This window comes from Arthrobacter sp. MMS24-T111, assembly GCF_054888995.1.
In genome coordinates, this window is sequence record NZ_JBTZRO010000001.1 from 1,310,047 (window position 1) to 1,322,392 (window position 12,346).

At 67.3% G+C, this 12,346-nt stretch carries 11 protein-coding genes and 1 pseudogene; 7 read left to right on the forward strand and 5 right to left on the reverse strand.

Going from position 1 to position 12,346, the window contains the following annotated elements; genetic code table 11:
• Positions 1–6: 6 nt before the first annotated feature.
• The gene (locus ACX5I6_RS06060; RefSeq protein WP_109044091.1) at positions 7–891 is read right to left on the reverse strand and encodes a LysR family transcriptional regulator; all 885 of its coding nucleotides are present in this window, start codon (positions 889–891) and stop codon (positions 7–9) included.
• Positions 892–1,076: 185 nt separating this feature from the next.
• Between ACX5I6_RS06060 and ACX5I6_RS06065 the strand changes: the two genes are divergently transcribed.
• Positions 1,077–1,964 (forward strand): GAF domain-containing protein, encoded by an 888-nt coding sequence (locus tag ACX5I6_RS06065; RefSeq protein WP_461839847.1) that lies wholly within the window; start codon positions 1,077–1,079, stop codon positions 1,962–1,964.
• Positions 1,961–2,866: an SGNH/GDSL hydrolase family protein gene (locus ACX5I6_RS06070; RefSeq protein ID WP_461839848.1), complete on the forward strand. Its 906-nt coding sequence runs from the start codon at positions 1,961–1,963 to the stop codon at positions 2,864–2,866. Before ACX5I6_RS06065 ends, ACX5I6_RS06070 begins: the two co-directional genes overlap by 4 nt.
• 12 nt (positions 2,867–2,878) lie before the next feature.
• On the opposite strand, the gene ACX5I6_RS06075 is transcribed toward ACX5I6_RS06070, so the two are convergent.
• On the reverse strand, positions 2,879–4,231 hold the full coding sequence (locus ACX5I6_RS06075; protein ID WP_461839849.1) for a uracil-xanthine permease family protein: 1,353 nt from the start codon (positions 4,229–4,231) through the stop codon (positions 2,879–2,881).
• A gap of 199 nt (positions 4,232–4,430) precedes the next feature.
• Here ACX5I6_RS06075 and ACX5I6_RS06080 point away from each other — a divergent pair, with 199 nt between their 5' ends.
• Positions 4,431–5,036 carry a malonic semialdehyde reductase gene (locus ACX5I6_RS06080; protein WP_461839850.1) on the forward strand — a complete coding sequence of 202 codons (606 nt, stop codon included), beginning with the start codon at positions 4,431–4,433 and terminating at the stop codon, positions 5,034–5,036.
• A gap of 84 nt (positions 5,037–5,120) precedes the next feature.
• On the opposite strand, the gene pgm is transcribed toward ACX5I6_RS06080, so the two are convergent.
• Positions 5,121–6,782, reverse strand: coding sequence for a phosphoglucomutase (alpha-D-glucose-1,6-bisphosphate-dependent) (pgm, locus tag ACX5I6_RS06085; protein ID WP_461839851.1), 1,662 nt, complete (start codon positions 6,780–6,782; stop codon positions 5,121–5,123).
• 239 nt (positions 6,783–7,021) lie between these two features.
• On the opposite strand from pgm, the gene ACX5I6_RS06090 reads away from it, so the two are divergent.
• Positions 7,022–7,933 (forward strand): nuclease-related domain-containing protein, encoded by a 912-nt coding sequence (locus tag ACX5I6_RS06090; protein WP_461839852.1) that lies wholly within the window; start codon positions 7,022–7,024, stop codon positions 7,931–7,933.
• Here ACX5I6_RS06090 and ACX5I6_RS06095 read toward each other — a convergent pair.
• Positions 7,893–8,815 (reverse strand): annotated as a pseudogene (locus ACX5I6_RS06095) (LysR family transcriptional regulator ArgP). The gene ACX5I6_RS06090 and the pseudogene ACX5I6_RS06095 sit on opposite strands and share 41 nt — an antisense overlap.
• Before the next feature lie 71 nt (positions 8,816–8,886).
• Here ACX5I6_RS06095 and ACX5I6_RS06100 point away from each other — a divergent pair.
• Both ACX5I6_RS06100 and ACX5I6_RS06105 read left to right on the forward strand, forming a co-directional pair.
• Positions 8,887–9,483 (forward strand): LysE/ArgO family amino acid transporter, encoded by a 597-nt coding sequence (locus ACX5I6_RS06100; protein WP_461839853.1) that lies wholly within the window; start codon positions 8,887–8,889, stop codon positions 9,481–9,483.
• Between the two features lie 34 nt (positions 9,484–9,517).
• Complete coding sequence (locus ACX5I6_RS06105; protein WP_461839854.1) at positions 9,518–9,964, forward strand: DUF4190 domain-containing protein; 447 nt, start codon at positions 9,518–9,520, stop codon at positions 9,962–9,964.
• 136 nt (positions 9,965–10,100) lie between these two features.
• Here the strand turns inward: ACX5I6_RS06105 and ACX5I6_RS06110 are convergent, their stop codons facing one another.
• The gene (locus ACX5I6_RS06110; protein ID WP_461839855.1) at positions 10,101–10,799 is read right to left on the reverse strand and encodes a FadR/GntR family transcriptional regulator; all 699 of its coding nucleotides are present in this window, start codon (positions 10,797–10,799) and stop codon (positions 10,101–10,103) included.
• Positions 10,800–10,928: 129 nt separating this feature from the next.
• Here ACX5I6_RS06110 and ACX5I6_RS06115 point away from each other — a divergent pair, with 129 nt between their 5' ends.
• Positions 10,929–12,296 carry an SLC13 family permease gene (locus tag ACX5I6_RS06115; protein ID WP_285246739.1) on the forward strand — a complete coding sequence of 456 codons (1,368 nt, stop codon included), beginning with the start codon at positions 10,929–10,931 and terminating at the stop codon, positions 12,294–12,296.
• Positions 12,297–12,346 lie beyond the last annotated feature (50 nt).

Below are 12,346 nucleotides of genomic sequence, written 5' to 3' on the forward strand. Positions count from 1 at the left end.
GGGTGGCTATTCCGCGTGGTCCTTGGCCACCTGCAAGAAGGCGCGCGCCGCTGGCGTGAGGTCGTCCTTGCGGCTCAGGATGGCCACCTCCAGGTGGGAAACCGGCTCAATGAGGAGCGTGCGCAAGCCGGCCTTCCCGGCGGTCGGGGCCCACGAGGAAGGCATCACCGCGTGCCCCACCCCTGCCAGCACGAGGGGCAGGACCGAGGTGCGGTGGGCCACTTCCACGACGATCTCGGCATTGACCCCGCGCGCCAGGGCGTCATCCACCAGCCAGCGCATCAGGGAGCCCCGCTGGCTGGCGATGAGCCGGTGCCCGTTCAGGTCCTCCCGCGCGATGGCCTTACCCGGGCCAAAGGTGTCTGCCTGCGGATTGACGATCAGGATCAGCGGCTGGCGCTCCAGCCCAAGCACTTCCACCCCGGGCACGCGGATGGCGGTGGCAGAACCGGCCAGCCCGATCTCGGTGCTGCCGTTGCGCACCGACTCGATGACCTCCTCCGGCGTGAAGGCTGCCTCCACGTTCAGCCTCACCGACGGATAGGACCGGGTGAACGCGGCGATCATGGAGGTCAGCGGTTCGATTCCGGGCGAGGGCATGGTGACGATGTCCAGCTGCCCGCTGCGGACGCCGCGCAACGCCTGAACCGCGGATTGCGCGGCGTCCAGGTCCCGCATCACCAGCCGGGCCGGCCCCACCAGCTCCCTGCCCGCGTCGCTGAGGACGGCGCGGCGGCCAATCCGGTGGAACAGCGGAACACCCAGTTCCCTTTCCAGGCCCGCGATGGTCTGGGACAGTGAGGGCTGGGCGATCAGCAGGTGTTCGGCCGCGCGGTTGAACCCGCCGTGGTCCACCACCGCCAGGAAATATTTCAGCTTCCGGGTGTCCAAACGGGGCTCCTCTCCGGCCGGACCTGTGCTGCGGTGCAGCTGTTGCCGTACAGGGACCCTATCAGCGAACAATTTCTTCCTCTTTTTGGCTTATTCCTGCTGCCACTCCCGCCAGGGCCCGGTTCGGACGTATTCTGGGAACCAGGTTTTGTAGTAGGCCGAAGCGCTTCGAACAGGGCTGGAACATGGCGGCTGAACCTTCGGGGCAGGTTGGCTGGGGGCTGCTTCCAGTTACCCCGGAGCCGGTCTTCGACAGCAAGGATGTCGAAACCTTCCTCCGGGAAGTCACCCATGACTTCATGAGCGAGATCAAGGGTGAACGCCGCGGTATCGGCTGGGCCGCCACGCTCTTCCACCTGGGCCAGGGGCACACCCTTGCGGCCAGCACGGAGCAGGCGCAGGAGGCGGACCGGGAACAGTGCTCGTTCGCCGACGGGCCCCTCATGGAGGCCATGCGCACCGAGTCCTTCGTCCTGGTATCCGATCTCAGCCGTGACCGTCGGTGGCCTGGTTACGCGAGTGCGGCGTCGGGCCACGGGGTGCAGTCGATGCTTTCCGTGCCCATCATGTCTGAAGGCGGGACGAGCGCCGCCATCACCTTCTACGCGGGCGTGCCGCATGCGTTTGCCAGCGACGACCTGGTCAGGATTCAGGGCTTTGCGCGCCAGATGGCCCGGGCCCTTCGCCTCGTATTCCGCGTGGCCGAGCGGGCCGAAGCGACGGCCGGCCTCGCCGTCGTCCAAAGCTCCCTGGTCCTGGTGGACCTGGCCGTGCGCAGCCTCACCAGCGAATACGGCCTCAGCAGGGAGGCGGCGCTGCTTTTCCTGCAGACGCAGGCACTGCACCATGAGCTTGGCTTCCGGGACGCGGCCCTGAACGTCGTGGCCCCGGGGACCGGCCGGGACCGGAGCGGCGCACCGCCGTCCGCGTTGCGGCAGGAAGCGTACGACGGCGTCGCGGAGCTGCCGCGTCCGTCGGCGGCGGGGCGGGGCTTCCCAACCGGAAAGCAACCCCGCAGGAACGCTGCGGTGAAGACGGAAACCCCGCCTCCCGCAGAGGGGAGGACAGCATGACCATCCAGAAGCAGGAGCCGCGATTCATCGCGGCCGGGCCGGACAGCCACCCCTGGCACCGGTTCGTTGCGCTGGGAGATTCCTACACCGAAGGAATCGGCGATCCGGAACCGCTCAGCCTGGGCGGCCTCCGGGGTTGGGCGGACCGTGTGGCCGAGGAACTGGCGTCCGGCCGTCCCGACTTTGCGTACGCCAACCTTGCCATCCGGGGAATGCTGCTGCGGCAGATCCTCGACGGGCAACTGGCCGCAGCGCTGTCCCTGAAGCCGGACCTTGTCGCCATTGCCGCCGGTGGCAATGACATCATCTTCAGGCACGGCGATCCGGACAAACTGGCCGGGAAGCTGGACCAGGCCATCGGCACGCTCGCGGCCACCGGTGCCACCGTGCTCCTCTTTGCGGGCCCGGACTGGGGCAACACGCCGGTCTTCGGCAAAATCCGCGGCCGCGTGGCCATCTACAACGAGCACCTGCACACCATCGGGGCCCGGCATCACGCCATCATGGTTGACCTGTGGTGCCTGCCGGAGCTTCAGCATGCGTCAATGTGGGACCCGGACCGGCTGCATCTGTCGCCGCTGGGCCACCATGTGGTTGCTGTGGCAACCCTGGATGCGCTGGGAGTGGAGCATGCGCTTAAGCCGTTGCAGCCAAGGCCGCTGCCGGCCCACGGGTGGACGCAGGCCCGGGCGGAGGACCTGGTGTGGGCGCGGCAGTACTTCATGCCCTGGGTACTCAAGCAGTTGCGGCCCCACCAGGCCGACGCGCTGGCGGCCAAGCGGCCGCAGGCCGGGCCGGTCTTCGGCCAAGGCCTTCCCGGTCCCTTCCCGCCGGGGCACCCGGCGACGGGCCCCGGCGCGGCAGCCGGCGGCCCGGACGGGAAGGCGGGCCGGGTGGCCTGAGGCCGGTCCGGGTCAGCGCTTCCTGGGCGTCCGCTTCGAGGCTGCATTCATGGCAGCCTTGACGGCCGGTGGCAGTCCCGTCTGCTCGGTTTCGGGCTCGGCTGCTGTTCCCCGCGCCTTGGCGATGGACCGCATGCCGTGGTAGATCACCAGTGCGGCTGCCGAACCGAGCGCGATGCCGGTGAACTTGAGGTCGCCGATGGTCCAGGTGTAGTCGGCGATGCCGATGATCAGGGCCACGGCCGCGGTGGTCAGGTTTACGGGATTGGCGAAGTTCACCTTGTTCTGCACCCAGATCTTCACGCCCAGGATGCCGATCATGCCGTAGAGCATGGTGGCCGCGCCGCCCAGGACGCCGGCCGGGACGGTGGCAATCAGTTCGCCGAACTTGGGGGAGAAGCTCAGCAGGACGGCGAACATGCCGGCCACCCAGTAGGCCGCCGTCGAATAGACCTTGGTAGCCGCCATGACGCCGATGTTTTCGGCGTAGGTGGTGGTTCCCGAGCCGCCGCCGAGGCCGGCGAGGACTGTTGCCGCGCCGTCGGCCATCAGCGCCCGGCCGGAGACGCCGTCGAGGTTCTGCCCCGTCATGGCGGCGACCGACTTCACATGGCCAATGTTCTCTGCCACCAGCACCAGGACGACGGGGACGAACAGCCCCAGCACGCCGATGTGGAACTCGGGGGTCTGGAAATGCGGCAGGCCAACCCAGGCTGCGGCGTCCATTTTGTCGTAGGCCACCTCGCCCCGGAGCATGGCCACCAGGTAACCCACCACGACGCCCACCAGGATGCTGAGCCGGCCGAGGATTCCGCGGAACAGGACGCTGACCAGGATGATCGTGGCCAGCGTGACGACGGCGGTGATGGGTGCGGCGTCGAAGTTCTGCTTGGCTGCGGGGGCAAGGTTCAGGCCGATCAACGCGACGATGGCGCCGGTGACGATGGGCGGCATCAGCCGGTTGATCCACCCGGCGCCGAACTTCTGCACTACGGCACCCACGAGGGCCAGGGTGGCGCCGGCGAGCACGACGCCGCCCAGCGCGCCGGGGATGCCGAACTGTGCCTGCGAGGCCGTGATGGGCGCGATGAACGCAAAGCTGGAGCCGAGGTAGCTGGGCACCCGGCCCTTGGTGACTACCAGGAACAGCAGTGTTCCGATGCCGGAGAAGAACAGCGTGGTGGCCGGCGGCATCCCGGTGATGATGGGCACCAGGAAGGTGGCGCCGAACATTGCCACCACGTGCTGCATGCCTACGCCGATGGTCAGGGGCCAGGCCAGCCGCTCATCCGGGGCCACCACCTGGCCGGGCTTGATGGTTTTGCCGGTGCCGTGCAGCTTCCATTTGATTCCGAGCATGCTCATGGGAAGGAATGCCTTTCAGGGGGTGCCGCGAGGGGGCGAAGGATAACTCGGTCCAGAATACCGCCAAGTATTTGACTGCCGTCCCGTGTGGCCAACGTCACCTGCCGTCATGGGAAGAGGAACCAAGCACTTGAAGTTGCAACTATGGAAAGCACAGAGGCCACCCCGGCAAGCGGGCGGCACAGCGAAAGGTAAGCCAATGACCATTGCCCACGAAGAAGCGGTTATCGATTCGGCAGCCGTGGACGCGATCTTCGCCCAGGCCCGCACCGCCAACACGTTCACCGGCGAGGTGACCGAGGAGCAGGCGCAGGCCATTTACGAACTGACCAAGTTCGGGCCCACCGCCTTCAACTCCCAGCCGCTGCGCGTTACCTACGTCCGCTCGCCCGAAGCCCGCGCCACCCTGGTGGATGCGCTGTCCCGCGGCAACCAGGCCAAGACCGCGTCGGCTCCTCTGGTGGCCATCCTCAGCTATGACACCGACTGGGCGGGCAAGTGGGACAACTTCCTGCCCGGCTACAACGCCCCCAAGGCCATGTACGACGCCGATCCCGAGCTCGCCGCCGCGACGGGAAACAACAACGCCCACCTGCAGGCCGGCTACTTCATCCTGGCCGTCCGCTCACTCGGTTTCGCCGCCGGCCCGATGACGGGCGCCGACTTCAAGGCCATCGACACCGCCTTCTTCCCGGCCGGCGACCAGAAGAGCTTCCTGGTGGTCAACATCGGCCAGCCCGGCGAGGAAGCCTGGGGCGAGGCGAAGCCCAAGTACTCCTACGACGACGCCGTCCGCACCGTCTGACGCCACGGCACGTTCCGCGGCTAAACCACGAACGCCCCATCACTTGGTGATGGGGCGTTCGTGCTTAAGCTGCGGGGCTTCCGGTCAGGCGATGACGCTGTCCACCAGCGCCTTGGCCTCGGCCTGCACCTGCTTGAGGTGTTCCTCACCCTTGAAGGACTCGGCATAGATCTTGTACACGTCCTCGGTGCCGGACGGGCGGGCAGCGAACCAGGCGTTCTCGGTGACCACTTTCAGGCCGCCGATGGCAGCGCCGTTGCCGGGTGCCTCGGTGAGCTTGGCGGTGATCGCCTCCCCGGCCAGTTCGGTGGCCGTGACGTCAGCGGCGGAGAGCTTGCCCAGCTTGGACTTCTGCTCACGTGTGGCGGCTGCGTCAATGCGGGCGTAGACGGGAGCGCCGAACTGGTCGGTCAACCCCTTGTACAGCTGTGACGGCGACTTCCCGGTCATGGCGGTGATCTCGGAGGCCAGCAGCGCCAGCAGGATTCCGTCCTTGTCGGTGGTCCACACGCTGCCGTCCAGCTTGTTGAAGGATGCGCCGGCGGATTCCTCGCCACCGAACGCGCCTTCACCGGAGAGCAGACCGGGGACAAACCATTTGAAGCCCACCGGGACTTCCACCAACTTGCGGCCCAGGCTCTCCGCCACCCGGTCGATGATCGAGGAGGACACGAGGGTCTTGCCCACCACGGATTCGGGGTTCCAGCCGCTGCGGTTGCGGTAGAGGTAGTCGATGGCGACCGCGAGGTAGTGGTTCGGGTTCATCAGGCCGCCGTCGGGGGTGACGATCCCGTGGCGGTCGGCGTCGGCGTCGTTGCCGGTGGCGACGTCGAAGGGCACGGACCCGTCGGCACCCACGGACATCCGGCTGATCAGGGAGGCCATGGCGGACGGCGACGAGCAGTCCATCCGGATCTTCTCGTCCCAGTCCAGGGTCATGAAGGCCCACTGCGGGTCCACGGTGGGGTTGACGACGGTGAGGTTCAGGTGGTGCCGTTCGGCGATCTCGCCCCAGTAGTCCACGGACGCCCCGCCCATGGGATCGGCGCCGATCCGGACTCCGGCCTCGCGGATGGCGTCCAGGTTCAGGACGGACGGAAGGTCATCCACGTAGCTGCTCAGGAAGTCGAACTTGCCGGTGGTGTCCGCGGCCTGCGCGTCGGCCAGCGGGATCCTCTTGACGCCGCGCAGTCCGTTCTCCAGCAGTTCGTTGGCACGGTTGGCAATCCAGCCGGTGGCGTCCGAGTCCGCGGGTCCGCCGTGCGGCGGGTTGTACTTGAAGCCGCCATCGGCCGGCGGGTTGTGGCTGGGGGTCACCACAATGCCGTCAGCCTGCGGGGCGCCGGGCGCGGCCTTCCGGTTGTATGTGAGGATGGCGTGGCTCAAGGCCGGGGTGGGGGTGTAGCCGTGGCGGGCGTCCACCAGGACGTGGACGCCGTTGGCGGCCAGCACCTCCAAGGCGGAGTTCTGCGCCGGTTCGCTCAGGGCATGGGTGTCCTTGGCCAGGAACAGCGGGCCGGTGACGCCCTGCGCCGCCCGGTATTCCACGATCGCCTGGGTGATGGCCACGATGTGCTGCTCATTGAAGGACGCCTTGAGGCTGGAGCCCCGGTGTCCGGAGGTGCCGAACACCACGCGCTGGCCGGGATCACCCAGGTCCGGCGCGATGTCGTAATACGCGTCAAGTAGCGCAGTGATGTCAACAAGGTCCTGGGGTTGGGCAACTGTACCCGCGCGGCTAGCCATGGGACCAGCATGCCAGAACCTGGCGGGAGTCAAAACGAATTGCCCAGGATCCGGACGCTGTGAGACGCAATGACGTCACCAACCAAGTAGTCCACCTGAGTACAGGGCCGTGAAAGTACCTATATACCGGCCCTTCAGCGCCCTGCTATTTTCAAGAAAATTCCAGGCACGCAAGCGAAGGCAACGGACGACGGCGGCACCGCCGATCGTCCCGTCCGGCAAGGAAGCGGGGACGTCCAATGGGGGCAGGAGACGGGGCAGCCGAGCAGTCCAGGCTCGCTGCCGAACGCGTTGCCAGGCTGAAGCGCCAGCTGGATGAGGCCGAACGTTCCACCAAGGCCTGGGACGCCGGAGCCCTGGGCGAACGGGTGGTGGCGGACAAGCTCAGCGAACTGGTCCCTCGTGGCTGGTACCTGCTGCACGATGTCCACTGGCCGGGCCGGCCCAAGGCCAATCTTGACCATGTCCTGGTGGGCCCCGGCGGGGTGGTGGTGGTGGATTCGAAGAATTGGACCGGGGAAGTGCGCGTGGTGTCCGGAGTGCTCTGGCAGGGCCGCTACGCCCGGACCCAGGCCGTGGAGGGGGCGCTGGCCCAGTGCGCCGCCGTCGCCTCGGTGCTGGCCCCCCAGCACCGCCGCCTGGTGCGTCCGCTCATCTGCATGGCGGCCCAGCAGGATCTCTTCGGGGTGACCGCCTCCGATGTAGCCGTGGCGGGTTCCCACCGGGTGGTGCGGACCATTGAGGCGCTTCCGCCGGTGCTGGATCCGCAGGCGGTGGTGGGGTTGTACGAACAACTGGGCCAGCAGCTCACGCATGAACAGGAGCCCGGCATCACGGCCCTGCGGAACGTCCGCCCCGGAACCGTGGTGCGCCCGGCAGGGGCATTGCCGCCTGCCGGCCCCGTCGCGGGTACGGCGGAAGGGAGCAGGCCTTTTGACGGCAAGGGCCGCAGCGGAAGCATGTCCCGGCATCCGGCCGGCCGCAACCTGCCGGCAGGCGGATCCCGGGCAGGAGCGCCGGCAGGCATTCCGGCCGGCCGGCGCGGCGGGAAAGCCAAAGCGCAGCAGAGCGGCACCAGCGGCGGGAAGTTGGCCCTGCTGGCGGCCTTCGTCATTTTTGCCGTTTATTTCCTGCCCTACTTGGCCCGCTGACACCCAGTCCGGCGCCGGGCCGCAGCCGGTCTTTGGCCGCGGCCCGTACCGCGCGGGTGATCCTGTTGAGGCCGTCAGAATCGAGGGTCCAGGCCTGCCAGTAGAGGGCCACATCCTGGTAGCCGTCGTCCAGCCGGACCAGGGTGCCGTCCGAAAGGCCATCCGCGAGCTGGAGTTCCGGGATCATGCCCCAGCCCAGGCCCGCCTTGACCGCCGCGAAGAAGCCCTCCGACGACGGCACGGTATGCGTGGGGGAGGCTGCCCAATGCCCTTGGCCGCCAGCAGTTGCAGCTGGAGGTTGTCCTTGGCGTTGAACTTCAGGACCGGCATGGCTGCCCAGTCAACACCGCCGGAGGCTGCAAACCGGCGCCGCAATCCGGCGCTGGCCACCGGGAGGTACCGCATGGAACCCAGTATTTCTGCCCGGCACCCGCTGACGGGCACGGGATCAGAGGTCACGGCGCCCATCACGTCTCCTTCGCGGAGCAGCTGGCTGCTGTAGCCCTGGTCTTCGACACGCAGGTCCAGCACGGCGTCCTCCCACCCGGCGGCCCGCTGGAGGACGGGGACAAACCAGGTGGCCAGGGAGTCCGCGTTGATGGCCACGGGCAGGTGGGCGCGGGCTGGCGGCCCCGCACCGAGCGCTGCGGATGTCTCCGCCTCGAGCACCTGGACCTGACGCGCCATGCGCAGCAGCAGCGCGCCGGCATCCGTTGTGGTGCAGGGCAACCGCCGGCGGACCAGGACCTGGCCCACGGATCCCTCGAGGGCCTTGATGCGCTGGCTGACGGCTGACGGCGTGATGCGCAGGAGGTCCGCCGCCGCCTCGAACGTTCCTTCGTCGATGACCGCAACCAGGGCCTTGAGATGCTCCAGATTCATGAAGAGATTCTAATGTGTACGCAGAATCCTTTATTTGCCTACGTATCCTTCCTGACCCTACCGTCGTAGTCATGTGGACCTCGTGGATAACCGGCATGCTGACCGGGCTGGCGCTCATCGTGGCGATCGGTGCCCAGAACGCCTTCGTCCTGCGGCAGGGGATGCGCCGCGAACACATCGGCGTGGTGGTGGCGGTGTGCATGGCCGGCGACGCGCTGCTGATCGTGGGCGGTACCGCCGGAATCGGGGCAGTGGTGACCCGCTTTTTCGCGGCGCTGGAAGTCCTGCGGTGGGCCGGGGCCGCCTACCTTTTGTGGTTCGCGGTCCGGTCCTTCCTGGCGGCAGCGAATCCCTCAGTGTTGGCGGAGCAGGAGCCCCGGTCCAAACACTCAGTTTTCGCCACCACGGCGGCCCTCACATTCCTGAATCCCCACGTCTACCTGGACACCGTGGTGCTGCTCGGCAGCCTGGCCAACCAGCAGGGACCGGACCTCCGCTGGATCTTTGCCGCCGGCGCCGTGGCCGGAAGCATCCTGTGGTTCTCAGGGCTGGGGTACGGGGCGCGGGCCCTGGCGGGCATCCTGGGCAGCCCGCGCACCTGGCGCTGGATTGATGCCGGCATCGGTGTTTTGATGCTGGTGCTGGCCGTCCGCCTGGTCCTGCACTGAAGTAGGCTGGAGCCAGATCCGCAGGGGAGAAACCATGACTGACCAGCCGTCCCAGGGGCCCGACTACCAGCGTCCCGACCACCAGGGCAACGATGCGCCGTGGCCCAGCTACAAGCCGCCGGCCCAATATGGCCAGACGCAGTATGGGCAAGGCCAGTACAACCAGTCCCCGTACGGCCAGGGGCAGTACTACGGCCAGCCGGCCTATTACGGCAGCCAGGCCGAGCCGAAGACCCTGAGCATCGCCAGCATGGTCTGCGGCATCGCCTCGGTCATCATGGGCTGGCTGCTCCTTCCCCAGCTGGCCGCCATTATTACCGGCCACCTCGCCCTCAGGCGCGAGCCGTCCGGCAAGGGGATGTCCATCTCCGGCCTGGTGTTGGGCTACCTGTGCCTGCTGGGGTACGGCGCCATCTGGTTGCTGCTCATCATCGGCCTCACCGTCGCCAGCACCACGGGTGCGAATTCCGGGACCTTCTAGACGCCCTGCCCCCGCCGCGGGGCGGTTAAGGGTCGGCCCCGAGCAAAGTCCCCCCGGATGGACTGCTCCCCTGCGTATGGCAGGGGGGCTGGTCCACGCGAGGGGGATTAGCCGCTGGGAACCCGGCGGCGTGCCGCTAGCGGAGCAGCTCCACATCCGAAACGAGGTCGATGTGCGCCAGCATGGCCTCCGTCGCCGCGGCCGGATCCTGCGCGCGGATGGCGTCGGCGATCCGGCGGTGTGACGCCAGCGACTGTTCCGGACGTCCGGGCTGGCCCAGCGATTCCATCCGGGTTTCCAGGATCATCTCGGCGATGAAGGCCATCAGCTGCGCCAGCACTGAGGAATGCGCCGCCGCGGTTATGGCCTGGTGGAAGAGTTCATCGCCGTGGGTGCCTCGGTCGCCGTCGTTGATTTCCCGGGCCATGACGTCGAGGGCGTTGTCGATAGCGGCGAGATCGTCTTCGGTCCGGCGTTCGGCGGCCAGTGCCGCGAGCTTCCCTTCCAGCGTGCTGCGGGCTTCGACGATCTCCGGCAGCCGGCTTTGGTGCTCGCGGAGGCCCTTGATGACGGATGCCACGCTGGGGCGCCGTGCCAGGACTGCGCCGGTGCCGTGCTGCACGTCGATCACGCCCAGCACTTCGAGGGCCACCAGGGCCTGGGCCAGGGTGGCCCGGGAAACTCCCAGCCGCTCAGCAAGGTCGCGTTCGGCAGGCAACAGGTCTCCGGGGCGGAGCTGGGCCGACTCGATATAGGCGAGGATCTGCTCCACCAGCTGCTCATAGAGCCGGGGGCGCGAGACCCGTTCCAGGCCTGCCCGTGCCGTCTTTTCCACAGTTCCTCCCGAGGTTCTCGGACCAGAATACCCTCTTCATCTATTGACAGATAGACTCACTGTCTAAGAGGCTAGTCCAGTGAGCCAGTAACTCACGTCACATTCTTTCGTTCCAATGGAGGACCAACGATGTCCGCTCCTGTCTTATCGATCATCATCCTGGCGGCGATGTTCCTGCTCGCCACCGTCCTGCCCCTCAACATGGGCGCCCTCGCCTTCGTGGGCGCGTTCCTGCTTGGCTCCCTGGTGCTGGGCATGTCCACCAATGACATCCTTGCCAACTTCCCCGGCGGCCTCTTCCTGACGATCGTCGGCGTCACCTACCTGTTCGCCATCGCCCAAAACAACGGCACCATCGACCTCCTGGTCCGGGGTGCCGTCAAGCTGGTGGGCAGCCGCGTCGCCCTGATCCCCTGGGTCATGTTCGCCATCACCGCCGTCATCACGGCCGTGGGCGCGCTGTCTCCCGCCGCCGTCGCCATCATTGCCCCGATTGCCCTCAGTTTCGCCGGAAAATACAAGATCAGCCCATTGCTGATGGGCATGATGGTGATCCACGGCGCCCAGGCCGGGGGCTTCTCGCCCATCGCCGTCTACGGCGTCACCGTCAACGGCATCATCGCCAAGACCGATCTCGCCTTCAGCCCGGCAGCACTTTTCCTTTCAAGCTTCATCTTCAACCTGGTCATCTCCCTGGTCCTCTTTGTGGTCCTGGGTGGCAAAAACCTCATGTCCTCCAAGGTGGGCCAGTTCGTGGAGCAGGCCGCCGAGGCACGGATGGCCGTCAGCGTCGGCGCCAAAGCCGGCACCGACGTTCCGTTCAAAGGCTTCGGCTCCGGCATGTACGGCCCCCGCGACCCGGCAGGCGACGGCGTTGCCGCCACCAAGGAGCGCAAGGAACGGATTCCGCAGCTGGTCACCATTGCAGGGCTGGTCGTACTGGCCGTCGTGGCCCTCGGCTTCAAGATGGACGTCGGCTTCGTGTCCATCACCATCGCGATCGTCCTTGCGCTGGTCTCGCCGGCGGCCCAGAAGGGTGCCATCAACAAGATCAGCTGGTCCACCGTGCTGCTGATCTGCGGCATGCTGACCTTCGTCGGCGTCCTGGAAGAAGCGGGCACCATCGAATTCGTCTCCAGCGGCGTGGCCGGCATGGGAATGCCGCTGCTGGCGGCCCTCATCATCTGCTTCATTGGCGCCATCGTGTCCGCCTTCGCCTCCTCCACCGCCATCCTGGCCGCGCTCATCCCGCTGGCCGTGCCCTTCCTCTCCACCGGTGAGATCGGCGCCGTCGGCGTCATCTGCGCGCTCGCGGTCTCCGCCACGATCGTGGACGTCTCCCCGTTCTCCACCAACGGCGCCCTGGTCCTGGCCAATGCCCCGGAGGGCGTGGACAAGGACCGGTTCTACAAAAAGATCCTCGGCTACAGCGGCATCGTGATCGTGGCCGGACCCATCCTGGCCTGGCTGGCGCTGGTGGTCCCCGGCTGGCTCTAGCCGGCGCAGCCACCCTGCACGCCGCCCGTACTTGAGAAAGGAAACCCAGC